Here is a 25,663-nt window from a genome sequence, read left to right on the forward strand (position 1 = left end):
TGATTTGCACCTCAGAAAGTAGCTAGCCACGCTATTGTGAAAGCATGAGTACGTTTGATTTACCTACCTTCGCTGATAAAAATCTTTGGCAGCTAGCCATCACCCACAAGTCCTACGCTAAAGAAAATGACTGCGAGGACAATGAACGGCTAGAATTTTTGGGTGACGCTATCCTCACGTTTCTCAGTGGCGAGTACCTTTACCAGCGTTACCCTGACCGACCCGAAGGCGAACTGACCCCGCTACGTGCTGCCTTAGTGGACGAAAACCAGCTTAGTTACTTTGCCAGCCAGCTGCAATTGCAAAAGTACCTGTGCCTGAGTCGCGGCGCTGAAAATAGCGATAGTCGCAATAGCAAGCGAGTGCTATGCAGCACCTTTGAAGCTCTGATTGGAGCCTACTTTCTGGATAGCGGCCAAAACATTGAAACCATACGGTCCTATGTAGTCCCTATGTTTGACAGTGTTGCTGATACCGTCAGTGAGACTGCGATTCATGTTAACTACAAGAGCCGTTTTCAAATCTGGTCATTGGAGCAGCTTGGTGAAGTTCCTACCTACCAGATTATTGCCGCCAGTGGGCCAGACCATGCCAAACAATTCACCGCTGAAGTGCGTGTGAAAGGATTACTGTATGGCCGAGGCAAGGGAAAACGCAAACAAGATGCGGAAAAGAAAGCCGCCCAGGCAGCACTGAAGAATGTGGGAGTGGAATAGGGAGTTTTAGGCTTCAGAACTAGACAACGCTACATCATCGCGTTCACCTGTGCGGATACGGTACGCGGCCTCAATGGGCAGCACAAAGATCTTGCCATCGCCGATGTCGCCTGTGCGGGCAGCTTCAGTGATGGTGTCTATCACTAAGTCTACTTGGTCATCGGCAACGGCAATTTCTAACCGGATTTTAGGAAGAAAATCGACTTTATAGGTTTGGCCACGATATTTTTGGGTCTGCCCCTTCTGACGACCAAAACCACGGGCATTAGCAACAGTCATACCCACAATTCCTGAATTGACAAGGGCCTCTTTGACCTTATCTAGCTGGGAGGACCGAATAACTGCAATAACTTGTTTCATAAACTCCTGGCGCTGATGACTTTAAACCTGCTTATCCTGCTTGTGTATCTACAGGGTGCTCTGCTATCAAGGACAGATAACGGTGTTATTTGATACAAAAAGTGTGTTTAATAACGCTATCAGGTATCATTACAGGTCTCATATTTTCGTTACAACCTTTGACAGGTTTTTATTGACTGAGCCAGGTGATCGCTTCACGAATCCAGGCTTCAGTGTCAGCGTTTTTACTGAGGGTTTTACTTTGCCCTACGGCTTGCAACGCTTTAGTAATTTCACTATTAGAGTAGCCTAGAGCCAGTAGCGTCATTTCTACATCCTCTTGGACGACGGACACTGGACCTACTGTAGGAGCGGTAATGAGCCCAGCCTGCTGCCGCCACTCGGCTAACTTAGTTTTCAGTTCTAAAATTATGCGCTCAGCCGTTTTCTTGCCGACACCGGGGGTTTGGGACAAAATGCGGGCATTCCCAGCCACAACGGCTTGAACTAAGTCATTTAAGCTCAGGGTATCGAGCAAGGCCATGCCCATTTGGGGGCCAATGCCACTAACGCTGATGGCCAAACGAAAAACATCTCGCTCGGCCCGCGAGCCAAAACCAAATAGTACTGGCTGGTCATCTCGATTTTGTAAGTGGGCAAAAATCTGCACCGGGTCGCCCATGGGGGGGAGATTACCCATCACTCGAGCCGTGACCTGTAATTCATAGCCAATGCCATTGACATCCACGGTAATAATCACACGACCATTGGTCAGCCGTTGGATATCGGCCAAGTTCCCTTTGAGATAGCCAATCATGGGGGGTTAGAACTTACGGGGCGGGCGCTGCTGGGGACGCGGTGGCTGCTGCTGGGGGGGGCGCGTCGGTGGCTGCTGCTGGGGGGAGCGCGTCGGTGGCTGCTGTTGTTGAGGGGGTTGGATATAGGATTGCTGAGTAGGCGGTCGCTGGGTGGCCGGACGACGACTCAAGGGATTAGGGGGAGAAACATCGCTCGCTGCTGGCATTGATGGTGCTGTTTGTCGAGCTCGCTGCTGTCGTTCGTAGAGCTGCTGCCGACCGTTACTGATCACGCCAAGCATCTCACTAAATTGGGTTTCCATGCGCTGTAATACCTGATCGGCATAGGTATCAGCATCTGTCTGGATAGCATGGCATTCAGCGATCGCATTTTGGCGCAGATCTTCACATTCTTGCTTTGTTTGGGTTTGCAGTTGCTCTATTTCGAGCATGGTTTGCGATCGCAACGCCGCACATTCCTGCTCCACCTGTAATCGCAACTGCTGGGCCTGCTGCTCAGCCTGTCGCAAAATTGACGTTTCATTCAGAATCGTGGCCGCCTGCTTTTCAGCAGTCGTCACAATACTCTGAGCGTATCGCTCAGCCTCGCTGAGGATGTCATCACGCTGCTCTACTAATTGCTGAGCTTCCTGAAACGCGCTGGGCAGATTTAACCGCACAGCATCTAGCTGATCGAGCAGATCATCTTCATTGATCATGGTGCGCCCCATGACTGGGAGGCGAGGGCTATCCAGTACAGACTCCTCAATTTGATTGAGGGCATCTTGAATATCAAACCCTGCTATAGGCGCAGGCCCGGCCTTGCCAATCTGCTGCTGAGCCAGGACATCATCAACCTGGGCAGCTTGGCCATTTAACCTAGGATCATTCACCAGCCTGGGGTCATTCACCAGCCTGGGGTCGTTTAGGGGAGGTTCTTGCCGTACCATTTCTGAATATCGTGGGCAACATGATCAGGAACAAGATGACCGATAGCTCCGCCAAACCTTGCAATCTCTTTTACTAGACTACTGCTTAAAAAGCCGTATTCAGTAGACGTCGCTAAAAAGACAGTTTCAAGATCATCTGCAAGGGTCTTATTAGTATGAGCCATTTGCAGTTCTTTCTCAAAGTCTGATAGTACACGCAAACCCCGAATCAAGACTTTAGCATTACGTTTGTGGGCGTAATTTACCGTCAGACCATCAAAACTATCAATTTCTACATTAGTGAGATGCGCTGTTGCCTGCCGAATCTGACCCAGCCGTTCCTCGATAGAAAACATCGGGTTTTTCATCGGATTACGTGACACTACCACAATCACATGATCATATAGACCACTGCTACGGGTAATGATATCGAGATGACCCAAGGTAACTGGATCAAAGCTACCGGGATAAACTGCAATCACAAGCAGGTAGATAATTAGGATATATGTACATAGGTTCACGGTCTTGTACCTACCCCAAAAATGGGGGCAAGATCGTGAACCTGACCAAACATGGGCAATGAAATTTGGCCCGACTGATTATATCGATTTATAGGAAACTCTGACTGATTGCAATGCATATTGAAGGGCACCCACGAGGGCAGCCCCTACGGCACGATACGTTTTTTATAAACCTTGTCACAGCGGGTTGTTTCCACACCCGTTTCCGGCAGATATCCTGAGCTGTCGTACATACGAACAGCCTCTTTGAGAACCGTGGCTGTTTCTAGCCAGATTTCTTTGAAACCACGGGCTGCAATGGTCGCTTCTAGCTGACCTAGTAAAAATCGCCCTAATCCCTGACCACGGGCCATCGGCAGCAAATACATTTTACGAATCTCTACCGCCTGCTCACCCCGCTCAATCGGCAGGTAAGCTGCGGTACCGACCACTTCCCCCGCCTGCTCTACTACCCAAAATTCACCATGCTGGTAGTGTGTTTCCACCTGCACCACATCAATATCCGCGCCCTCCGGTTCCCACTGAAGACCGTAGTCAGTTAAAACTTGGCCAACCAGGTCAGTTGCGGCTGCTCGGTCAGCCGGTTGCCAGTCGCGGATGAGAAAGGATTTGAAGGTGGTGTGCATAGGGATGGGAGGGATAGTTATAGGGGCATGGGCATAGTTTCTATTTCCCTATCAACTATGAACCCTAGGGGCTGGATGCAGCGTTGCCAAAATCTCGCTCTCGGCGACCGCTAATTCTTCTAATCGGGGGGTGACCACATCAGAGCCAAATTCATTGGTGGCTAGTACCCAGTAAGCACCGTAGTGTCGGGCTTCGGATGCCATCAGGCTGCGGTAGAACTTGGCCAGGTCTGGATCGGGGCAATGTTCTCCCAACAGACCCAGGCGTTCATGGCTGCGGGCTTCGATTAAGGCTGAAACCAGTAACAGGTCCAGCTTGCGTTCAGGATCATTGGGACGCACATGCTTGCGCAGCTTAGAACCGTAAGGGCCTGCTGCTAGAGACCGTAGGGACACACCTCGACGCTCTAGCCACTGGTTGACCTGTTTGAAATGGCTTAGCTCCTCCTGGGCAATATCCGTTAGCGCCGCCACCAATGCCCCATCGCCGGGGTACAAAAACATTAGCTTGATGGCAATTCCGGCAGCTTTACGCTCGCAGTGGGAATGGTCCAGCATCACCTCATCTAAATTGGCTAAAGCTTGCTCAATCCATGCCTGGGACGTGGGGCTTTTGAGGAATTTAATGGTGGTTGGACGGCTGGGGGGAGTGGGCACAAGAGTATGGGAAAAAGCTGAGTATATTGTAGATAAAAGGGGGAGTGAAGAGTCGATGACTCAATCTGCCTGATTTAGCAGCAATAGTACAGCTGGTTGCTCCTCAAACTCAAAGGCTATGGCTTGGGCTGCGATCGCAATTACCTGGCCATTTTTATGGGTAATACCAAAATCAAGGGGCATCGGCTGATTTCGGTGGGTATAACACTGACGCAGTGCGTCACAGACTCGGCCTAGATCTTCATAGGCAATCAAGCTAGTGATAGACGGTAGGTGGATGAGAGCATCTGGCCTTTGCCCTAACAGATTGGCCGCTTGCTGATTAATTTGAACAATCTTTTTGTTTTGTACTAACATGGCCCCCACAACCTCAGTGGTTAAAAGCTGATGGCAAAAGTCTTTAAAGTGACTCAGGCGGCCATTGAGCTTACGATTGACGCTGTGTAATTTGGCATTTTCTAACACTAAAGCAATCTGATCGGTCATGGCTCCGATCAGATTTGGAATCGGTGGTTGGAAATGCCTGGGCTCAGAATGGGTTAGGGTCATAATCCCTAAAATGCGATTGCCACTAACTACCGGTGCACACATCGCTGAACATACTTTGTAAGGCTGATCGGGCAAGCTAATCCAACGACTATCTAGACGGGTATCGGCAATCGTCTCCAATTTACGATGTTCCACAACCCAACCGGCCAAGCCTTTCTCCAAAACTTGCCCCACCAAATTATGGCGTTCCTTTTCTGTGGTGCCCGAGCGAGTCAGAATACATTCTGTCACCACCTTGGCGTCATCCAACAAGAAAATACTGCCACTACTGGCCTCAGAAATCACCACCGCAATATCCAGCGTTTGTTTCAGGGTGGCTTTTAGCCGCATTTTACCAGTGGCCGTCCGTGATAGCGCCAGCTGATCCTGAATCCACCGCAGTTGTTTCTGATAGGCAGCATTTTCCTGCTGTAGCTGGGCTACTTTATCCCTTAGCGCAGTGACATCTGCCGTTAGCTTGCCACCCGAGGCCTGCTGCTGGGTCATTTGCTGAGTTGCAAACTGCAATACCGAGACTAGCCCACGTAGTAGTTGTAAATCGTCCTCTGGCAAGGACTTGACATCAGTCAGCTGAGTAATATTTGTGTAGAGCACACACAGCTCATCCGTTAGCGCTTCTTTGAGCAAAATTTGATTATCCATCAGTTAACCATGGCTCATCATCAAGGCCCGTATCTAAAGGCTACAGTGGCTTTTTCCAATCACTGTCGATAATTTAGAATTACTCCTGATGCAGTCATCTGATGACTGCATCAGCTGATTCTTTCAGCCTTCCCAGCTATTAATAGGACTAAACTGGTGCTATGGTCATCAACCCAATCATGCATCGTTTTTTTCTGAAGCTGCTGCGACAGCGACAACGACTGCGGCTACGGCGCAAACTCGTCTGGTTCACACTGCTATTTTTAGTATGGCTGCTGTGTAGCGGTGAAGCCATGGCCACCCCCCTGGCTGAGCGAGTCTCGGCGTTTCCCCATTGGTCCACCAAACCACCTGTACAGCCATCAGCAGGAGACCTGGTCTACCCAGCTTGGATGGACGGTTCATGGCGGATGACCTCAACGCTTTTGGCGATGGCAGCACCAGTCGCCCCAGAGGTGATTACACCAGGATTTGAAGGGAATCGTCAGTTTTTGGATATGCCCATTGAAGCGGATATTCACTTTCAAAAGACACGGGTTGCCCAGGGTAAATTTCTCAATCGGCCATTAAAAACGACAGAAGGTGTGGTGTCAGATCGCGCTTTTAATGGCATGAGTCTGGCCAAAGCATATTTAGGAGATGATTGGGTTAAAGCTGTTAATGTTGATCCTGAAGATCCCAATCGTCAAATTACCTTCTTAAAGGACAATCAGCAGCTGGTGTCTACAGTGACCGGACGAGCAGTAGAACAGCCTGACAACCATACGTTTATCACCACTGAAGTCTTTCAACAGTTTTTTCGGGGTGGCCGACCAACGGTGTACTTAAACGAAGTGGAAAACACAACGGCCTATCATTACCAAGAAGACCATATTGTGGCCGACCAGATGACGGCCATATATTTATCACCCCAAGATCCGGATTACTTTAAGGCAATGGATCGCCCCGTTGCTCTTTATCGCTATGGTTTAGAGCTTTATCCAGTAACTAACAATCGTTAAGCAACAACAGCATCAACAATTCTTTGTTCTCTGTTGGTAATTGCCTATAAAAACTCTTCGTAACGTTGCCAGTGGCTGCGCAACATGGCATAAACTTCATGATCAATAAAGCGATTATATAGCCACTCTGCTTCGCAGGCCGTGCCTTCATGGGTAAAGCCCAATCTCTCAGGAATGGCTCGACTGCGTCTGTTACCAGTGGCACAACAAATCACAATGCGATTGAGATAGAGGGTGGCAAATGAGTAGTCAACCATATACTGGCAGGACCGGGTCATTATCCCTTTGCCTTGGTGAGAAGATGCTAGCCAGTAGCCCATATGGCCAATGCGGTTGTCCCAATCAATGTGATTGTAACCAATGATGCCTGCGATACAATTGTTGTAACAGATGGCTGCAACAACTCCTTCCGTATCGCCAAACTGTTCTATCGCATTGCGAATAAAATTTCTGGTATCAGCTGATGTCGTTGTTCTATCTAGCCATGGCAACCACCGACGCAGATAGTCGCGGTTTGCATCGGTGAGTGCAAAAAGCTCATTAGCATCGGTTAGCTGGAGCGATCGCAACTGTAGCCGGTCATCAATCCAGTGGGAAAACATACAATAGACACAGCACCCTTCGCCACTATATTACTCCTCAACTATCGCTATGCCATATGTCAATATTCAGATTACAGCTGGGGCAACACGAGCCCAGAAAGCAGCGCTAGTCAAGGATGTGACTGATTCTTTAGTACGTGTGCTAGGGAAAAAGCCCGAGCACATTCACATCGTCATCCAGGAAATTAAAGAAGAAGACTGGGGCTATTCTGGCTTACTAACTGACACCTGGAAACAGCAACAGCAACAGTGAGGTCCCTAGTAATTTAGGGCGTGGGAAATGGGGAGTGCCCAGCAGTCTCTAATACTGCACCTTCAATGTCACTTGCACATCCACAGCCTGCGCCCCATCTTCTACGGCCAGGCTGCTAGCAGCAGACCAACTACCGCTGGCATAGCCATCACCTTTAGGAACAGCATCAACTCCCGGTGCTTGGGTGATGGCATCGTTCACCTGGATATCGACTACATCTTCAAGGCTAAAGCCCAGCTGGTCGAGGGCTACTTTAGCTTGGGCTTGGGCATCGGTAATTGCTTTTTCTAGGGCTTGATCGCGGGCGGCTAGGAGGTCTTTCTCGTTCGCTAGATAGCGAATGTTTTGAATACGGTCTATGTTGAGTGCGATCGCATTATCCAACACCCCAATTTCGTCGGCAGGTACCTGAAATTCTATGTTTCTATAGGCCTCATACTCATCTTTTTGCGGTTTGCCATCACGACCATATTTGAGGTCAAGATGAACATTAGATGTCTTAATATTGTCGACTTTGCGGGCTTTCAAGGTTTTTGCGATCGCAGATGTGCGCTTTGCTAGCTGCGTGTAGGTCGCTTTTGCACTATCGCCTTTATCAGATATTCCTAAGGTGATTTCTGCTAGGGTAGTCGGTGCTGTGTGATGGCCATGACCGGTTACGGTTATGATGCGTGGTGGTGTAGAGGCCCCTTGAGCCAACGCGGGTAAACCGCCTACGGTCATCAGAATGAGTGCAGTCAGTAACCATGGCAGCAGTCGCTGCCCGATTTTTGCTAGTCGTTGCATACGATTTTCAGAATTTACTTGTCTAGTGATCCCCGGTGAGATGGGATTTTTCCGCAAGGTGATCTTAAATTGCAACACTATCCAGTTGTTACCATTTACCCAATGAGATTGTTGATAGCCTTACACTCAATATTCATAACAATAAAATCATCAATCCTAAAAACAAAATTATCAGAGGTTTTATTTTCCAATTAAGGAGCTCAGTTCAATTCTTTTAAAATATATACAAGCTGTTTAACCTCTAGAAGTTACTCTCAAAACTCCCAATCTTGGAGGGCTTCGGAGCTAGTCTTCCCAAAAAATGGGGACGGAAGGGGTCTTGACATCTGTAACTAATTAGAATCACCTACGTACAAAGTAAGCGAAGAATAATGCAATCTATACTTTCTGAGTATGCGAGGATCTTCTATCTTGTCTACGAGCCCTACACTATCGACTTAACACCAAGTGTCTTACCCCCTGAGCGTAGATAACCAGGTCACTTCCCCCTCTCCCCGAGAATGCAGAACATTGGCACAATGGTTCATGGCGTAACAATCAACGAATATGACCGGTTTAGAACTGCTGGCGGAACCAGTCGCGGACGGCATTGCCAGCTTTGCATTTAATCTTTTGCCGAAAGTCGGCAGTCAGGCTGTTGCTGAAATACGCAACCTATTCTTTAATGCATCAAGGAAATATGTTCATACCTACAGGCAGCGTCACTGCCAGCTAAAAGTGTTAGGAATGCGCGAACCCGTAGACCTTGCAAAGGTTTACACAGGCGTAAAATTTCTTGATGAAGATGATGTTCTAGGGTTTGAATCTCCTCAGGCATTAGAACAACAGTATCGAAAAACTCGATTTCGTAGCTCCATTGGCCGACGTAACAGTAATGAAAAACGTTCGGGTATTGATGTGGCTAACGAAAAGCAATATCTGATGGTTTTAGGTGCACCCGGAGCAGGCAAATCAACATTCCTGCGTAAGTTAGGTCTGGAAGCATTACGAACATTTCATCACGGACACGTCGCATATCACCATCGAAAGATTCCTGTGTTACTGGAACTGAAACGCTTTGAGACCGATAACATTGACATTGAAATGCTGATCTCCGAGGAGTTTCGTCACTGTGGTTTTCCTGCCCCTAATGAATTTGTTCAACAGGCCCTAAGACAGGGGAAATTGCTGATTTTATTGGACGGTCTGGATGAGGTGCCCACTGCAAATCTCGATAATGTTATCTGCACTATCCAGAATTTTGTTGATCGCTATGATCAAAACCGATTTATAGGGTCGTGCCGAACCGCAGCCTACCACGGTGGTTTTACTCGGTTTAGTGATGTGGGTATGGCCGATTTTGACAATGAACAAATCGAGCAATTTATTAAAAATTGGTTTAGTAGTGCACAAGATGCAGAACGTGGCACCAGCCAAAGATGCTGGGAGACATTACAAGAAGAGAAAAATAGAGCTGCCAAAGAGTTAGCCCACACTCCCTTACTGTTAACCTTTCTATGCCTTGTCTACGACCGCTCACAGCGATTTCCTGCTAATCGTAGCAGCCTGTATCAACGGGCATTACGTATCCTTTTAGAGGAATGGGCCGCAGAAAAGCGGATCAATCGCGATGAAATCTATGAAGGTCTGAGTATTGAGCTGGAAGAAGGACTGTTATCTGAAATTGCCTTTGCTGGCTTTGAGTCCAATCGTTTATTTTTCTCGCGGCGAGAGCTAACAGCTCAAATTAAAGACTTTTTGGCTAGCAATCTAAATGTACCCAAAATTCTAGATGGGGAAGCTGTCTTACAAGCCATTGAGGTGCAGCAAGGTATTTTAGTCGAGCGTGCTGAAGATGCTTATTCGTTCTCTCATCTGACTTTGCAAGAATATCTCACGGCTCAATGTTTGGCAGATAATCACCACTGGGATAGTGTGATTGCGGCCCATGCTACCGATAGACGCTGGCGTGAAGTGTTGTTGTTAACGCCAGGGTTATTGACCGGTAAACAAGGGGCAAACCATTTGTTAGAAGCTCTCGAACACAAGGCGAACCAATGCCTTAACTCTATCAAGCTGCAACGTCTGGGGCAGTGGGCAGCTGCATCAACCAATAACTCCCTGGGTAGCTTTCGTCCTGTAGCTAAACGAGTAGCCGCTATTTACCTGGCTCTGGCCCTGAATCGCGAACTCAATCGTGACCTGGCTCGCACCCATATCCTTGAGCGGGCTCGCGCCTTAGCCTTGGTCCTTGATCCAGACCATGCTCGCATAATTGAGATGAATCTGGCACGGACGCTAACCCTTAACCATGCCCTTACCCGTGTTCATAAGTCTGATCTAGATATTACCCGTGCGATCTCACGGGGTATTACCCTCGCTAAACGCTTTGCTCGCCTTAATATCTTCACCTCTGTCAATTGCTTAGACCTACTTAAAGGGTTGCAAACACTTAAATCCAGCATTCCTACCCAAGAAACGTCTGAGTATCAAAAACAGATATTTCAAGCCAGAGTTCTCAAGCTATGGTTTAGTAGCCTAGGTATTTCTCCCGATGATTGGCATTTATCACCGACGGATGCCCAAGCACTGGCTGATTACTTTTACATCTGTGAGCTGATGGTACGGTGCAAGCAAATGGCTGTCAGAGTATCGCCTCAAATTTGGGCAGGCATCGAATCACGACTCGTGACTGCCTCCACCGAGCATAGAGCATTAGGAGAGCCCAACTGGGTAGGCATGAATACAGTACAGCCATCGTTAGCAAAGCACGCATGAACTACAATCGTTGAGCTCACAGAGTTCTGTTAGATTTGGCTATCAGGGAAAGGTTCCTGCCCTTAGCATTAGCTTGTTCTGCATCGTTAGTTAAATCGTTCCCTGCGATTAGACATCCCAGCGTTATTCCTTATCAATCTGTCGATTAGCATCAACCTTTACCCAGTCAGAAAGCCAGGTAAAAATGCCAAATTGTATTGTTCATGAGATTCATGGGAAAGATCTGATTTGATTCTGAAGCTTCTCTCATGAAAGGGTTTTGGGCCTTAAAAACAGGTTTTTTATCATGTAACTAGCTTAAACTTTAAATCATGATGTCCATATGTTAAGACACAAATAAGATGACTCTTAGAATATTGCTTGCTTTCTAGCAAACTGACAAGCTGATAAAAGATAGATAATTCTCAATATGTAAGCTAGATTATGTCATTGGACATACGGCGAGAGAACGATATTTATCGAGAAATGGCAGCAATCGGTGCATTTACTGTGCAAAATCTAAATCTCTTTGTTCTAACAATCAGAATAACTGTGGCCTCTCGAAAGTTGTTGCAGTAATTTAATTTATTAGAACTCACGCATATCCCATCTGTAACTTGAACAATCATTATTGAGGTTATTCACCGTATATGGACAATATTAAAGAATCTATTCAAAGTGCTCTAAATATCGACGGCACTATCGGAGCCGCTATTGGAGATTGGAGTACAGGTTTTTCATTGGGACAGGCTAGTCGGAATGAACAAGCTTTCTCTTCTGTCAAGTTAGAACAAGCCGTCGCTCTTAACGCCGAAGTGATTAAGGCTAAAAACAGAGCTCGTGAAGGGCTAGGGATTACATCACCCATTGAAGACATCCTAATTACTCTTGCAAACCAATATCATTTGCTGCGTATATGCGATTTAGCTGAAGGTGTCTTCTTTTACCTCGTGCTGGATCGAGAGAAGGCTAATTTAGGTCTAGCTCGGATTAAACTACGCCAGATTGAAAAGAATTTACGGATGTAGTTTAGTTGCGCCAGCAACTTTATAAAACCTTAGGTCTACGCTGAGAGGATAGGTGCTAAACATTTTAGAAAAGCAATGTATCGCAGCGTAGATCATAATTAGCACATTAAATTTTCTTCAGCATGTATGAGTTCAAGCGCGTTCAAGCTGCAGGAGCTGACATCAACAATGAACTACTGAAGATATGGATTGCCCGGTACCTACCAGAGTTCCATAAGATTTCTCATCACGTTAGAAATCATGTTGAGCAGCGTCTGCGGTCATCAATCACCGATGAAGCACGCCAAGCTACCTCTTTTAATATTAATCATCATTTAGAATCGGACTGTGCTCTAGCAGCTGTAGACACACAACAACTTCTATCAAAAAAACTTTCGCCGGTTCCTGATATTTGGGAATTACAGGAACTCAGCCTTAAAATCAAGCAAATTTATGCAGTATTAATTGACTCCTACGAAAAATCTTTTATCTTTTCACCTGTTGTTGACTATATACATGTGATTGACTCAGAGGAGAGGCGGTTAGAGGCCGTAGACCTAGTCATTCCCCACTTTGCAAGCTTGATGCTGACGGTGGGTCCTCTATTACGCGAACTCAAAGCTGTCTATTTTTCATCTGTCAATCATCATCTAGTTGGGTTTATGACAACCCAACTACATCTGACCCGAAAACGCATTTTAAGTCATCTCACGCCCTATGATTGCACTTGGTTAGTTCCCTACCTACATGTCTTAGATGAGTTGATGTGTATGCCATGGCAACGCATCTGTTCAATCGTTCCATCCACATCCAATATGACGCAGTCACTCGCTGTAGCAAGAAAAATGATGCCGCAGATAAGCTCAATCTCGGCATATACCTATCAGCAGGCGCTACAAACTTTCCCTAAACACATTAGTAGTCAAGGCAGAATTCAATCTGCGGCTGTTCAAGCCTCTAGCCTACGTGATCTAAATATGTTTCAGGCCTACATTTGGCTATGTGTTTTGGAGGATAGTTCATCGGTGATCGAGAAACAACTCTTGCCGCTATGCCTACAGGTGTTCTCATTAACTGATGTTCAATGGGAGCTGGTTAACTTTGGGGTACAAACAATTATCAAAACAATCCTAGAACAGCTCCTACCTCATGAACGGGCAATATTTAAGAAACAGGCAGGCATTATTGAGTCTTTATTTCTAAATGCTCAACCCCAAGAAGAGCAAGTGGCTTTACTTCAGCTACAGACATCTGATGCTGTAGACGCTGCCAACTTGACTGGGACGTCTAATTAATCCAGGCCCAATTCTCGCTTTAACACTTCGATGGATTTCTCACCGATATAGTTTTCACAGCAGAACACTTTTGGTGGGCGGATGATGTCTTCTCGAGCTGCTTGCAAGGCTTCTTTAATGGCTGGGAAGCTGGCTTTGTCTAGGGCAGCGATGGTTTGGGCACTGCGCACAACCGCCGAGAGTTTTTGTTCATCTTCGGTTTGTGCTGTCATTACCAGAATCTCATCGCCACGCAAACTGTAGGAGAGTACCTCAGCGGCTCGGAGAATCCCTGAACTGAGACTGACTAGTCCCAGACAAGTGTCTTTCGGGAGATCCTTCAGCTGGCCTAGCTCTTCGGCATAGTCGTAAATATCGATGGGGATCACCCGCACAGACTTCGGTGCTGCGATCGCTTCTGCTTCATTAATAAAGTAGCGGCTGGTCACAACGGTCCCGGAACGTGTCTGGGACAGCACATCCTCCAGTTCTTCCAGGGGCACTAGCTGTACGGGAATTCGTAGTGCCTGCTCCAGTTCGCGCACCATGAGCTCACCTGCACCAATATCCTGACGGGGTGTGGTGACCAACACTCGGGCACTACAGCGTAGCCGCCAGTCAATTTCTCCCAAGAATAGCTCGCGGGCCTGATGCAAAGAGCAACCCTGACGCAGCAATTCATCCAAACTGCTTTCTACCAGTTCCTGGGCCTTCGGGAACTGGGCCAGTAGCGGTGACCGGGGCTTGTCAATTTCTACGCTGCCCTGGGTGCGCACATAGATACCAGAGCCGGGCTGGGCTTCAACGACTCCGGCTTCCTCCAGCTGGCGATATACCTTACTGATGGTATTGCGGTGTAGCCCTGTCTGCATGGCCAACTGACGAGTACTGGGCAACCGATATCCAGGTGGATATTGGCGGGATGCGATCGCAAACCAAATCTGATCGTAGAGCTGGGTAGAAGCTGGAATTTCGCTATCAGTCTGAATGTGAAATTGCACCATAGATCGCGCTCAGTTGCCGTCTAGTAAGAAAATTTATGCGGTTTGGTACCTAGAAATAGCTCCAACCACAACCAGGCTACCCAACATTACATAGAGGTTACTCGCGAAACCGGGTTTTGAGATGTGACAATTGTCATTTAACTGTCATAGGAAACAAAAATTCACAGTCGAGGCGCTGCTTAATAAATGATCGTTGGTCTGACTTATGATTGGGAACCCGAATATTGATGGCATGCTTCACTGCCATCCCCTCAGATACCGTTTACAGATGTGCAAGGGACAAAGAGGCCATGGGGCGGCAGAATAGGAGCGATCAACTAGAGCAATGGAACCATGACCACTCCAACGATTGAGACTCGAACCATTGAGGTCAAAAGCGATGATATGACTCTCCCGGTCTATGTCGCCATGCCCGACGGTGATGGTCCTTTTGGCGCAGTCGTTGTCCTACAGGAAATTTTTGGAGTCAATAGCCACATTCGCGATGTGACCGAACGGATCGCCAGAGAGGGGTATGTCGCCCTCGCCCCCGCGCTGTACCATCGACAGGCCCCTGGCTTTGAAACTGGTTATACGTCTGAAGATATTCAGGTGGGCCGTCAGTATAAGGTGCAAACCAAAGCTGATGAACTACTTAGCGATATCCAAGCCACTATCAACTACTCCAAGACCCTGCCCCAGGTAAAAGATGGTGGTGTTGGCTGTATTGGCTTTTGCTTTGGTGGCCATGTGGCCTATTTGGCAGCCACTCTAAGGGATACGGATGCGATCGCATCCTTCTATGGTGCGGGTATTCCCGACACGGCCTTTGGCCCTGGCCCTGTTGCTTTAGATCGCACCCCACACATTACCGGCACCCTTTACTGCTTCTTTGGCAGCGAAGATGGCTCTATTCCGGCTGAAGCAGTTGAGCAAATACGTTCAGCTCTACAAGCGGCCAATATCGACCATGAAATTTTTGAATACGAAGGTGCCGCCCACGGATTTTTCTGCGATCGGCGCGATAGCTACAATCCCGATGCTGCCGCCGATGCTTGGGAAAAGCTAAAGGCATTATTTGCCGAGAAGCTTGGTTGATTACGGTGTTCTTTTATTAAGAGTTGGGTTTGTTGGGTTTTAACGTTTTCTATAGTTGCTTAAAGGGCAAACCAAATGGCTGTACCCAGCCTACGTCTTACCACACCTAAAAATTAAGATTTCGGTACGCGAAAATTAGCTTACACTTGGAAAACTGACTTTTTTTATGGGAGCCTGTCCTGACAGGCCATAGACCGTTGACCTTTTCTGCTGACGATTTTCTCAAGGCCCTTGATCAACATGACTTTAACTTCCAAAAGGGAGCAGTTGTTACGGGCAAAGTGGATAGCCATACTGACGATGGTGCTTATATAGACATTGGTGGTAAAGCAGCAGCCTTCCTTCCCGCCCGTGAAGCCTCCGTTAGCTCTAGCGTCACTCTCGAAGAAGCAGTGCCCATTGGCAGTGAACGGCAGTTTTTGATTGTGCGTGATCAGGATGCCAACGGTCAGGTAATTCTGTCCATTCGTAAATTAGAAATTAAGGAAGTTTGGGCCCACCTGGTAGAACGTGAAGCTAATAAAGACATCCTTGATGTCACTGTTACCGGCACGAATAAGGGGGGCGTGATCGCAGATGTGGAAGGATTGCGTGGTTTTGTCCCTCGCTCTCATCTGGTAAACCCTCCTGAGGACCTGACCACATTGGTAGGGCACACAATTTCTGTCGCATTTCTAGAAGTTAACGAAGAAAATAATAAGCTGGTGCTCTCAGGCCGTAATGCGGCTCGCACCACTGCTTTAGGTCAACTCAATCCAGGTCAGCTGATCGATGGCAAAGTCGGTTCCATTAAACCCTTTGGTGTGTTTGTTGATTTTGATGGTGTGCGAGGTCTGCTCCATGTTAAGCAAATCAGCAAGAGTTTTGTGCCCTCCATTGGCGATGTCTTTGAAGTAGGACAGCCGGTTAAGGCGGTGGTACTGAACCTGGATGAAGAGAGAGGTCGTATCAGCCTTTCCACCAAGGTGTTAGAAAAGTATCCTGGCGAGATTCTTAAAGAGGCTGATAAACTAATGGCTGAAGCTCCTGAACGAGCTGCAGATCCAGGCAAACTACTGGCGGAGCAAGACGGTTAATGGGTAGCGTATGGGAACTGGATTTTTACTCGCGCCCGGTCTTAGATGACAATCAAAAAAAACGATGGGAAGTGCTTCTCTGTGATGGGGCACAATCCGTTGCTGATAGCTCTAGGATTCGCTACAGTAAATTCCTTTCGAACAAGCAGGTTAACTCCATTGAGTTACAACAGGCGATAGAGGAAGCCATTGAAAAATCAGGAGAATCTCCCACACAGATTCGCTTCTTTCGCTATCAGATGCAGAATATGATCAAGCGTGCCTGTGATGAACTGGGTGTTTCGGCTCGTCTCAGTCGTCGTACCTTGACTCTACAGACCTGGCTTGAAGACCGGCAGGAAAATTTTTATCCCCAGCAACCTGGCTACCAGGAGGGGAAATCACCTGCGACAGTGCAACCTGTGGAAGTTGCTCGACCTTTACCTGATGCCTTAATAGGGCAGCGCTGGGCCATGGTCAGCCTGCCAGCGAAGGAATTTGCCGATATGCCAGAGTGGGAGATTGGCTTTGGTGAGGCGTTTCCCCTGGAACTGGCTGGGATTGGTCCTGATACCATGGTGCCTGGCATCCTGATTTTTTCAGAACGAGCCCTGCCATTAGCGGGCTGGATGTCAGGGTTGGAGATGGCTTATTTGGATGTGCAAATCGGTCAGATATCCCAGCTGTTGCTAGAAACTGGCAGCAATGACACTTGGATTATGGCCAGTCTGAATCGGCCTGAACTGAAGCAGGAAGCTGAGAGGTTCATGGCTGCTAAGGAGGAGGCGAATCAGGTGCATTTTGTGGCGGTGCAAGATAATCCTGACTCGGAGTCTTTTGCTGGGTTTTGGCTCATGCAAAAACGCTCGTTTGGCTAAGGGGATAGACCGTGCTAAAGCAAAAGCGTTGGTGGGAAGTTGTCTTGATTTATGCGCTTTTGGGGGGAATTGCGATCGCAATGCTGCTGCCCCTCCTCTGGCTGATCAGCACCGCTTTCAAATCAGGTACCGAAAACATTTTCGAATTCCCACCTCGGTTTATCCCCCAAGAGCCGACCTTTAGAAATTTTGTCAACGTATGGCAGACCAATCCCTTTGGTCGCTACTTCTTTAACAGCACTCTGATTGCGACCATTACAGTAGTTTTGAACTTACTGTTCTGTTCCCTAGCAGCCTATCCCTTAGCCAGGCTAAACTTTCGCGGGCGAGAGCTGATATTCTCACTGATAGTTGCCACTATTCTCATCCCGTTCCAAATTGTGATGATTCCGCTGTACATTCTCACCGTACAGCTGGGCCTCACCAATAGCTATCTGGGCGTGATTTTTCCAGCCATTGCCTCTGCGTTTGGCATTTTCCTGATGCGTCAGGCGTTTCAGAACGTGCCCAAAGAACTTGAAGAAGCCTCCCGCATTGATGGGTGCTCAGAGCTCGGCATCTGGTGGCACATTATGATTCCGTCTGTGCGTCCAGCCCTGGTAACCTTAGCCATTTTCGTCTTTATTGGCTCCTGGGGCGATTTCCTGTGGCCGCTACTCGTGCTCAATCGACCTGAATATTACACCCTCCCCTTGGGAGTTGCCCGATTAGCCGGCAGCTTCTCCCTAGATTGGCGCTTAATTGCGGCTGGTTCCGTCATTGCCACTGCCCCAATCCTGCTCTTTTTTGTGATTATGCAGCGTTACATTGTCCCTAGCGAGGCTAGCAGCGGCGTTAAAGGTTGATACTGAAGGGGTAAGCTGCGCTTCTATGACAGGCTGTCTTTTGACATATTCTTGTCTAGGGCACTAATATCGCTGGGTTAACTCTATGCATCGACCTGTGATAGACAGCACCCCCACTACAGAACCTGTAACCCCGCGCAAGAAAAGAAAGCTTTTCTCCATGGGGATCGGTGCTCATGGCATCGTTGCAGTCGGAATTTCTGCCCATGGCGTTATCTCTATTGGCGTCATTTCCCACGGTATTATTTCCATCGGCATCATCTCCATGGGGGTACTGTCGACCGGCCTTGTCACCATGGGGCTACTAACATCTGGTCTAGTATCCATGGGGCTCAAAGCATCTGGTCCCACCAGCATGGAATTGATGATGGACCACAGTGGCATGGATCACGGTGACATGAATCATGGCGAAGGCATTCCCGCAGCTGAATAAGCTATGGGACGCTTACGTTACAACGACATGCAGCTGCTGCAACACTGATAATGGGATTTAAGCACTTAGCTAGAATAAGGGCATACAGCGACGGTTTAACGACTTGATGTCTTTATCTAGCCATGGCTTTTAGCGATTACAAAAGCATCACTCAAGTACAAACTGAATATCAAACAAGGTACGAAGAACTTAATTTTATTGAACCTGCTGATTACAGTCCTTCTCAAGTTTTTTTAGACGAATTTGACTTCAATCAAAAAAATATTGATATTTTTGCTTCAGAAGCAGCAAGATGTGAAGCCATTATCTTTCCAATTTTGCGAGAGGTCTATAAGCACTACTATCAGCGCACTTCCCTCTGGGTACAAAAATCAATTGCCTATGATGGTAAACTCAACGGCACTCCCGACTATTTAGTTTCCAAGCGCTCCCCATTGGGTAAAACCATGCTGGAAACTCCAATTATCATAGTTGTAGAGGCGAAGAAAAACGATTTTGAACAAGGCTGGGGCCAATGTCTGGCACAACTAATTGCGGTAGCTCATATTAACGGTGCAGATACACCCGTTTACGGCATAGTGACAGACGGAAAACTGTGGGAGTTTGCCCAGTTTTCGCACAATACGCTGACAAAACAAATCGATAGCTATACTGTGAGTGATTTATCCCGTTTACTAGGAGTAACAAAATCTATCTTCGACCAGGCCATTAGCCAATTCGCTCTTGCGTAGTCGACAAGCGAACTGGTTATATGCTTCATAGCAAACGTGATAACGAATATCGCATACTGTTATACAGGCTCCGATGGAGAGCCAAATCGATACCCTTTGCCATAGACCGTATGAATTAAGGTCACTTCACCATAATGTTCTACCTTGCGGCGCAACAAACGCATCTGAGCCGCAAGGGCATTACTGCTAGGTTGACCGCTGGTGCCCCAGACAGCATCGTAAATCTGCTGATGGGTCAGTAGCTGATCAGGGTACTGCATTAGATAGCCCAGAATCTGAGCTTCTTTTTCGGATAGCTCAATGATACGTTCCGGCAGAATCCCCCCCCCCCGTCTAGCAATTTGATTCGCACTATCTAGAATTAAATCTTGATACTGTAAAGTTGTTATTTGAGTCTCTTCGCGGATGGGGGGACGACGCAACAACGCCCGCACCCTGGCCAACAACTCCCGCAGTTCAAAAGGTTTCACTAAATAGTCGTCTGCCCCGGCATCAAGACCGTCTACACGATCATCTAGAGTGTCTTTTGCAGTGAGAAAAAGAACTGGGGTGGTCAAGTGTTGCTCTCTCAACTGCCGACACATATCCAACCCACTCAACCCTGGCATCATCCAATCCAGAATCAATAAGTCAAACTGGCTATTAGCTGCTAACTCATAACCAGTTTCACCATCATGGGCAACTTGCACCTTATATCCCTCACGCCGCAGTACTCTACCGAGCGGTTCGGTGAGTTCTATCTCATCATCGACTAGCAAGATTTCCATATACACAGGATGTAGGTAACTAATCTTTCTTTTCCTACAATCTCTAACCTAAATTGAATCTCAATCTCAATCTTATTGTCATTAAATTGACACAAGGTCTTGAAAACGAATAACTAATGAGCCTTAAAACAAGTCGTAATCGACGCGATCAGCAGTTTCGCTGCCGTCAATAAGGCGCTGCAAATACTCAAATAGCGTATCGCTCCCTGTCTCAGGTGTGGCATCAGCATCGTAGAGCCCCGTCTCAGCATTGAGCACTAACATCGATTCTGTCGCATAGTAATGTCCGATCCGCGCTAACTCAGCCTTTGCAGCCAACGGCGGTACAACCTTACCTAGACCCTCCAAAACCGCCGCCACCCCGCTCAATAACGAAGCTGGTACGCTCCTAAAGCTGGGTTTGCGGTCCAATATCTTGAAAAGATATTCCCCTTGATCCAACAGCGTAATTGCGGGTCCCGGTCCGCCGATAGGCAGCACTTTGTTCTGTAGTGAAACGTCTTCCAAACAATCTGCCATATACTCAGCTAAGTCAGCATCGCTGATCGGCTTGCAAGCGGTTAGTTTGCCGTCACCAAACAGCAAAAAAGACTTTCCCTTTTTTACCCGATCTACCTGTCCGACCAGTGATTTAAAGTATGCAGTCGGTCGAACAATAGAATAGGTCAACCCCGATTCTATTAACTCTTGTTCAAACTTAAGCTTGGCATGCTGAAATACAAGCCGTGGCTTTTGCACACAAATTGCAGATAATAGTATCATCTGCGTCACTCCGGATTCTTTCGCCAAGGATAGAACGTCTGCATGGGCCTGATAGTCAATAGCCCAGGCATCTTTCGGTTCTCCCGTCCGCGATGCCAAGCATGACAGCACTGCATCAAACTGTTGTTCTCGGAAAACGTGTTCAGCCAGAAACGTAGTATTTGTAACGTCACCGAAGAGGACCTCGGCACCTTGCAAAAGGCGAGTGGTTTTCTCTTGTGTTAATCGACCACCGCTACCAGCTTTTGCTCTAGCAATACAGACGACTTCGTGACCGCGCTTTACCAATGCAGCGACTGCGGCACGTCCAATGCTTCCTGTGCCACCCAACACCAAAATACGTTGTATCCCTGAAGTACTGGAGTCAGTCATATGCAATAGACGTTGTTATAAAGGCTATATCTGAGACGTCCCAATGATACCCTTTAACGGATTAGGGTTCAGCTGTCATAACTCATCAGCAGCCTGCATAGCATTCTGGGTCACTGTAATTTTGATTATTGGCAAAGGCTGACTTTTTGTGCCCAAAGCAGTGCTTTTATGAAGAAATGATACGACTGATAAGGATAATTTCCTTACTCCTCGGAAATTACCTACGCCATTGCTAAAATCAGCCACCCTAAAGATGGGTTGATAGGTAAAGTAGAGTAGCGTTCCCGCTTGCGTCACCATTAGCCGTCCTGCCTGTTGAGATGATCTGCTGTTTAAATCCTGATTGCTTGGTGCCAGTAAACCCTGATGGGGTCACTGTGTGTCAGTCTTGTGGCAGCCCTCTCACAGAGTTACTTCGTAATCGCTATCGACCGATAAAACCCTTGGGACAAGGGGGGTTTGGGAAAACTTATTTGGCGGAAGACATTGATCGCCTGAATACGCGCTGTGTCATTAAGCAGTTCGCACGTCAATCCAGTAATAAAACCTTTGACAAAGCTCTCACTTTGTTTAATCAGGAAGCTGTCCGTTTGAACGAATTGGGGGAGCATCCACAGATCCCGTCCCTGCTTGCCTATTTTGAACAGCAGGGAAATTTTTACCTGGTACAGCAGATCATTGAAGGGAATACCTTACTGCAAGAGGTAAAAAAGGAAGGACCGTTTGATGAGGCCAAGGTTCGTAGGTTATTGAACTACCTGCTACCAGTGCTGCAGTTTATCCATGATCGTAATGTTGTGCATCGGGATATTAATCCGACCAACATTATCTCCCGTCAGAAAGATAACAAACCAGTTCTGATTGATTTTGGTATTGCTAAGCAGCTAGAAGTTTCACTCTCCAATGATAAAGATCATACGGGGACTCGCATCGGCACTGAGGGCTATTCCCCCATTGAGCAACTACGCAGTGGTGAGGCCTATCCATCTAGCGATCTCTATAGCCTGGGAGCAACCTGCATTTGCCTAATGACTGGGCGTAAGCCTGAAAAGCTCTATAGCCCCCTCGAAGGCCGCTGGCTGTGGCAAGAACATTTAATAGGATCAGGTCGGTCTGTTACCCCTGAACTGGCAGCCATTCTCGATCGGATGCTCAAGGATTTTATTAATGAGCGTTACCGATCTGCTGCAGAAGTTTTACAAGAGTTGGAGGCGTTGCCAGCCTATCACCGGTCAGTGCCAGGTTGGACTCGGCAACGACCCGCTGATACGGGTAGCCTGCTGTCGGATGCCATTAGCACTGGCCAAGATGTCAGCCGCAATCTTAACGAACAGCTAATTAACCAAGAACTCAGCCCAGAGTTTAGAGCAGAGCATCCCCCCACCGCTCCGCCCCCTAGACAGTCTGGCAATAGACCGATCTCTAAGGCACAATCTGGGCCGATATCGCAATCGAGATCGACTTCTCAGCCTAAATCGGGCCAGCCTAAATCGGGCCAGCCTAGATCAGGTGCAGTACCGGGCAGACGGCGTTCTGGGCCAGTTTCGATGGGACAGTCTCGTCCCATGTCAGGACAAAAATCTGGGCCTGTTTCTCGAGGACAATCCAGGCCGGTGTCAGGTAGACGTTCGGGTCCGGTCTCTAAAGGACAATCTAGGCCTGTGTCTAAGGGCCAATCTGGCCCGGTTTCAGGTATTCCCTCAGGCCCCATGAGCCTGGGTCGGCCTTCTACCGGTTCTTTGGGATCGTCTAAGAGCCGCATCTCTTCTGGAATACCGACTAAATCGCAGACGTCTGGCCCGCGGAGTGGTCCGTCGCATTGGGTTTGCACCCATACCCTGGAAGGACACAATTCATGGGTTTCAACGGTGGCCTTCAACCCCAAATTTATGGTGCTTGCCAGTGGGGGATTGGATGACACCGTTAATATTTGGGATCTACAGACGGGCACCTTAATCACGTCTTTAACTGGCCATGTGCGGGGGATTAATGGGCTGGCTTTTAGTCCTCGTGGACAGATCCTGGCCAGCTGTAGCGATGATGACACCATTCGTCTGTGGAATGCGGGCACAGGCAGCTTATTGCACATTCTCAAGGGCCACCGCCACGATGTGACCTCAGTGGCTATTGGTCGGCGAAGCTCCATATTGATTAGTGGCAGCGAAGACCGTACTGTTGGGGTGTGGAATTTAGAGCAAGGTAAGCTTGCCAAGGTGTTGTCGGGCAATGCAGGGATGATTCGCTGTGTTGATATATCCCCCGATGAAGAACTGGTGGTCAGTGGTGGTTTTGATAACAAAATTCGTCTTTGGCAGCTGGGGACTGGTGAGGTTTTTCGGGTTCTTTCTGGTCACTTGAATTCTGTGAATGATGTTGTCATCAGTGCCGATGGGCGTTTGATTGCGAGTGCAAGCAAGGATCGTTGCATCAAGCTGTGGAGTTTGCGGTCTGGCAATTTGATCCACACGCTGAAGGGCCATACCCGTGAGGTCAATGCGGTGGCGATCGCACCCAATCAACGGACTGTCGTCAGTGCTGGCGGAGATAGCAGCATCAAGGTTTGGGATGCTAAAACCGGAGAACTGGTGGAGACGTTTTTAGACCATGGAAATTCGGTGACTGCGATCGCAATTCACCCCAGTGGTCGATTTATGGCCAGCGCCAGCTCTGATAAAACCATTAAACTCTGGCACAAAGAATAAATATCGCCAATGCCTGAAGGCCCCGAAATTCGAAAAGCCGCCGATAAAATTGAACGGGCTGTTAAAGCCAAAGCTACCCGCGAGGTATTCTTTGCTTTTGAACACCTCAAACCCTATGAAAGTGAACTAACCGGGCAAAAAGTATGCCAGGTTGAAACCCGTGGTAAGGCCCTCCTGATTCACTTTGATAACGCCCTCAGCATCTACAGCCACAACCAGCTTTACGGTGTCTGGATGATTCGTAATGCCTATAACTATCCAACTACTAAACGGCAGCTGCGACTCGCCATTCACAACCCCAAAAAGTCGGCCTTGCTCTACAGTGCCTCTGATATTGAGGTGCTCACCCCAGAACAAATTCCCACCCATCCGTTTCTAAGCAAACTGGGGCCAGACGTGCTCAGCCCTAAGTTACGGCCAGCTCATGTACTGGAACTGCTCACCTCAAAACTGCATCAACGCCGTCAATTCACCACTTTATATCTGGACCAGCACTTCCTAGCGGGCATTGGCAATTATCTGCGCAGTGAAATTCTCTATGTTGCTCGCATTCATCCCCGGCAACGCCCCATAGATTGTAATGACGAGCAACTAGAAGCCCTAGCCGAAGCCAGCATTGCTATTCCCTATCAGTCCTATCGTTACAGTGGCATCACCAATGATCTAGACTTAGCCAACCAGCTCAAAGCTGAGGGGCAAAAGCGATCCCAGTACCGTCATTGGGTGTTTAGCCGTGCCAATCGACCGTGCCGTGTGTGCAAAACACCTATTGTCAAAGACTTTGCCAGCAGTCGACGTTTTTATTACTGTCCGGTTTGCCAACCCGCTAAAGGTTGAGTTTTTAGCCATAAAATAAAGACTGCACTTCAAACTGGCCATGGCGACGTCTAATCACTACAAAACCCTAGAACTGCACGAATCGGCCAGCCAAGCTGACATTAAACGGGCATACCATCGCTTAGCCAAACAACACCACCCCGATAGCCGGGCCAACGGCCATGGCGATCACGACCATATCGCTAAAATTAATGCCGCCTATGAAGTGCTAGGAGACCCCAAGTCTCGTAAACATTACGATGCCCAGCGGAATGGGTATAGGGTTCAACGGGCCAGCGATATTAGCGCTGAGTATCAGCAGCGGCGCAAAGCTTATCAAAAAGCTGAGGATGCCCTCGCCCAATGGATTCGCAGTATTTATACGCCGACTGACCGCCTCATCGGCAAAATCATTAATCCCCTGAAGTCAGAAGTTCGTAACCTATCGGCAGACCCGTTTGATGATGAGTTAATGGAAGCGTTTCAAGACTATTTGGAAAACTGTCGTGAGTCCCTAGAAAAAGCGAAGCAGAAATTCAAATCCATGCCCAATCCATCCCAGGCAGCCAAGGTGGCCGCGAATCTATATTATTGTCTCAACCAGCTCGAAGACGGCATTGAAGAAATTGAGCGGTTTACCTTTACCTATGACGACAGCTATCTCCACACCGGGCAAGAATTGTTTCGTATTTCTAAACAACTCCGTCGTGAAGCCAAAGCTGACATGCAGGCCATCCTGTGAGGTGGATTGATGTTTGCTAACAATATGCCGAAGTTCATAATTGC

Annotated in this window: 27 protein-coding genes; 15 read left to right on the forward strand and 12 right to left on the reverse strand. The window is 47.9% G+C overall.

Features of this window, described 5'->3' with window-relative positions:
- The first annotated feature begins 44 nt into the window (after positions 1-44).
- Positions 45-716, forward strand: a complete 672-nt coding sequence (gene rnc / locus U2F10_RS26860; RefSeq protein ID WP_163666236.1) for a ribonuclease III — start codon at positions 45-47, stop codon at positions 714-716.
- Between the two features lie 6 nt (positions 717-722).
- Here the strand turns inward: rnc and U2F10_RS26865 are convergent, their stop codons facing one another.
- The 7 genes from U2F10_RS26865 to U2F10_RS26895 all read right to left on the reverse strand — a co-directional run bounded on the left by U2F10_RS26865 (position 723) and on the right by U2F10_RS26895 (position 5,776).
- Positions 723-1,076, reverse strand: coding sequence for a P-II family nitrogen regulator (locus U2F10_RS26865; RefSeq protein ID WP_163666238.1), 354 nt, complete (start codon positions 1,074-1,076; stop codon positions 723-725).
- 169 nt (positions 1,077-1,245) lie between these two features.
- Positions 1,246-1,872: a Holliday junction branch migration protein RuvA gene (gene ruvA, locus U2F10_RS26870; RefSeq protein ID WP_499873792.1), complete on the reverse strand. Its 627-nt coding sequence runs from the start codon at positions 1,870-1,872 to the stop codon at positions 1,246-1,248.
- 6 nt (positions 1,873-1,878) lie between these two features.
- Positions 1,879-2,802: a F0F1 ATP synthase subunit B gene (locus U2F10_RS26875; protein ID WP_499873793.1), complete on the reverse strand. Its 924-nt coding sequence runs from the start codon at positions 2,800-2,802 to the stop codon at positions 1,879-1,881.
- A complete protein-coding gene (gene coaD, locus U2F10_RS26880; protein WP_431732028.1) occupies positions 2,778-3,302 on the reverse strand; it encodes a pantetheine-phosphate adenylyltransferase in 525 nt (174 codons plus the stop codon). The genes U2F10_RS26875 and coaD overlap by 25 nt, the downstream gene beginning before the upstream one ends.
- 146 nt (positions 3,303-3,448) lie before the next feature.
- Entirely contained in the window at positions 3,449-3,928 is a 480-nt protein-coding gene (locus tag U2F10_RS26885) for a GNAT family N-acetyltransferase (protein WP_499060074.1), read from the reverse strand.
- Positions 3,929-3,979: 51 nt separating this feature from the next.
- Positions 3,980-4,585, reverse strand: coding sequence for a MiaE family protein (locus U2F10_RS26890; protein ID WP_499873794.1), 606 nt, complete (start codon positions 4,583-4,585; stop codon positions 3,980-3,982).
- Between the two features lie 60 nt (positions 4,586-4,645).
- Positions 4,646-5,776 carry a GAF domain-containing protein gene (locus U2F10_RS26895; protein WP_499873795.1) on the reverse strand — a complete coding sequence of 377 codons (1,131 nt, stop codon included), beginning with the start codon at positions 5,774-5,776 and terminating at the stop codon, positions 4,646-4,648.
- 161 nt (positions 5,777-5,937) lie between these two features.
- Between U2F10_RS26895 and U2F10_RS26900 the strand changes: the two genes are divergently transcribed.
- Complete coding sequence (locus U2F10_RS26900) at positions 5,938-6,777, forward strand: DUF6816 family protein (protein ID WP_499873796.1); 840 nt, start codon at positions 5,938-5,940, stop codon at positions 6,775-6,777.
- A 44-nt stretch (positions 6,778-6,821) separates the two neighbouring features.
- Here U2F10_RS26900 and U2F10_RS26905 read toward each other — a convergent pair whose 3' ends face one another.
- The gene (locus U2F10_RS26905) at positions 6,822-7,379 is read right to left on the reverse strand and encodes a GNAT family N-acetyltransferase (RefSeq protein ID WP_499873797.1); all 558 of its coding nucleotides are present in this window, start codon (positions 7,377-7,379) and stop codon (positions 6,822-6,824) included.
- Positions 7,380-7,428: 49 nt separating this feature from the next.
- On the opposite strand from U2F10_RS26905, the gene U2F10_RS26910 reads away from it, so the two are divergent.
- Positions 7,429-7,632: a tautomerase family protein gene (locus U2F10_RS26910; RefSeq protein ID WP_490795753.1), complete on the forward strand. Its 204-nt coding sequence runs from the start codon at positions 7,429-7,431 to the stop codon at positions 7,630-7,632.
- A gap of 48 nt (positions 7,633-7,680) precedes the next feature.
- On the opposite strand, the gene U2F10_RS26915 is transcribed toward U2F10_RS26910, so the two are convergent.
- Positions 7,681-8,418, reverse strand: a complete 738-nt coding sequence (locus U2F10_RS26915; RefSeq protein ID WP_163702132.1) for an SIMPL domain-containing protein — start codon at positions 8,416-8,418, stop codon at positions 7,681-7,683.
- 546 nt (positions 8,419-8,964) lie between these two features.
- Between U2F10_RS26915 and U2F10_RS26920 the strand changes: the two genes are divergently transcribed.
- From U2F10_RS26920 to U2F10_RS26930, 3 genes are all read left to right on the forward strand, one after another.
- Positions 8,965-11,175 carry an NACHT domain-containing protein gene (locus U2F10_RS26920; RefSeq protein ID WP_499873798.1) on the forward strand — a complete coding sequence of 737 codons (2,211 nt, stop codon included), beginning with the start codon at positions 8,965-8,967 and terminating at the stop codon, positions 11,173-11,175.
- A 629-nt stretch (positions 11,176-11,804) separates the two neighbouring features.
- Positions 11,805-12,182, forward strand: a complete 378-nt coding sequence (locus U2F10_RS26925) for a hypothetical protein (RefSeq protein ID WP_163702128.1) — start codon at positions 11,805-11,807, stop codon at positions 12,180-12,182.
- A 122-nt stretch (positions 12,183-12,304) separates the two neighbouring features.
- Positions 12,305-13,456: a bilin-binding protein gene (locus tag U2F10_RS26930; RefSeq protein WP_499873799.1), complete on the forward strand. Its 1,152-nt coding sequence runs from the start codon at positions 12,305-12,307 to the stop codon at positions 13,454-13,456.
- Here the strand turns inward: U2F10_RS26930 and U2F10_RS26935 are convergent.
- Positions 13,453-14,439, reverse strand: coding sequence for a GntR family transcriptional regulator (locus tag U2F10_RS26935; protein ID WP_023075400.1), 987 nt, complete (start codon positions 14,437-14,439; stop codon positions 13,453-13,455). The two genes, U2F10_RS26930 and U2F10_RS26935, sit on opposite strands and share 4 nt — an antisense overlap.
- Before the next feature lie 333 nt (positions 14,440-14,772).
- Between U2F10_RS26935 and U2F10_RS26940 the strand changes: the two genes are divergently transcribed.
- The 6 genes from U2F10_RS26940 to U2F10_RS26965 all read left to right on the forward strand — a co-directional run bounded on the left by U2F10_RS26940 (position 14,773) and on the right by U2F10_RS26965 (position 19,458).
- Positions 14,773-15,516, forward strand: a complete 744-nt coding sequence (locus U2F10_RS26940) for a dienelactone hydrolase family protein (RefSeq protein ID WP_499873800.1) — start codon at positions 14,773-14,775, stop codon at positions 15,514-15,516.
- A 197-nt stretch (positions 15,517-15,713) separates the two neighbouring features.
- The gene (locus tag U2F10_RS26945) at positions 15,714-16,592 is read left to right on the forward strand and encodes a S1 RNA-binding domain-containing protein (protein WP_499060080.1); all 879 of its coding nucleotides are present in this window, start codon (positions 15,714-15,716) and stop codon (positions 16,590-16,592) included.
- Entirely contained in the window at positions 16,592-17,449 is an 858-nt protein-coding gene (locus U2F10_RS26950; RefSeq protein ID WP_163702121.1) for a Tab2/Atab2 family RNA-binding protein, read from the forward strand. The genes U2F10_RS26945 and U2F10_RS26950 overlap by 1 nt, the downstream gene beginning before the upstream one ends.
- Positions 17,450-17,529: 80 nt before the next feature.
- Positions 17,530-18,294 carry a carbohydrate ABC transporter permease gene (locus tag U2F10_RS26955; RefSeq protein WP_250565374.1) on the forward strand — a complete coding sequence of 255 codons (765 nt, stop codon included), beginning with the start codon at positions 17,530-17,532 and terminating at the stop codon, positions 18,292-18,294.
- An 85-nt stretch (positions 18,295-18,379) separates the two neighbouring features.
- A complete protein-coding gene (locus tag U2F10_RS26960) occupies positions 18,380-18,727 on the forward strand; it encodes a copper resistance protein (RefSeq protein ID WP_499873801.1) in 348 nt (115 codons plus the stop codon).
- Between the two features lie 122 nt (positions 18,728-18,849).
- The gene (locus U2F10_RS26965) at positions 18,850-19,458 is read left to right on the forward strand and encodes a hypothetical protein (RefSeq protein ID WP_163666302.1); all 609 of its coding nucleotides are present in this window, start codon (positions 18,850-18,852) and stop codon (positions 19,456-19,458) included.
- 59 nt (positions 19,459-19,517) lie between these two features.
- Here the strand turns inward: U2F10_RS26965 and rppA are convergent, their stop codons facing one another.
- Both rppA and U2F10_RS26975 read right to left on the reverse strand, forming a co-directional pair.
- Entirely contained in the window at positions 19,518-20,225 is a 708-nt protein-coding gene (rppA, locus tag U2F10_RS26970; protein WP_163666300.1) for a two-component system response regulator RppA, read from the reverse strand.
- Between the two features lie 123 nt (positions 20,226-20,348).
- Positions 20,349-21,359 carry an NAD(P)H-binding protein gene (locus U2F10_RS26975; RefSeq protein WP_499868073.1) on the reverse strand — a complete coding sequence of 337 codons (1,011 nt, stop codon included), beginning with the start codon at positions 21,357-21,359 and terminating at the stop codon, positions 20,349-20,351.
- Between the two features lie 320 nt (positions 21,360-21,679).
- Between U2F10_RS26975 and U2F10_RS26980 the strand changes: the two genes are divergently transcribed.
- The 3 genes from U2F10_RS26980 to U2F10_RS26990 are packed head-to-tail and all read left to right on the forward strand — an operon-like array spanning position 21,680 to position 25,619.
- Positions 21,680-24,061 carry a protein kinase domain-containing protein gene (locus U2F10_RS26980; protein ID WP_499060084.1) on the forward strand — a complete coding sequence of 794 codons (2,382 nt, stop codon included), beginning with the start codon at positions 21,680-21,682 and terminating at the stop codon, positions 24,059-24,061.
- Between the two features lie 9 nt (positions 24,062-24,070).
- A complete protein-coding gene (nei, locus tag U2F10_RS26985) occupies positions 24,071-24,898 on the forward strand; it encodes an endonuclease VIII (protein ID WP_499873802.1) in 828 nt (275 codons plus the stop codon).
- A 40-nt stretch (positions 24,899-24,938) separates the two neighbouring features.
- Positions 24,939-25,619, forward strand: a complete 681-nt coding sequence (locus U2F10_RS26990) for a J domain-containing protein (RefSeq protein ID WP_499873803.1) — start codon at positions 24,939-24,941, stop codon at positions 25,617-25,619.
- Positions 25,620-25,663: the final 44 nt, after the last annotated feature.

The sequence above is a fragment of the Leptothoe sp. EHU-05/26/07-4 genome, assembly GCF_043421015.1.
Classification (GTDB): Bacteria; Cyanobacteriota; Cyanobacteriia; order Phormidesmidales; family Phormidesmidaceae; genus Leptothoe; species Leptothoe turfae.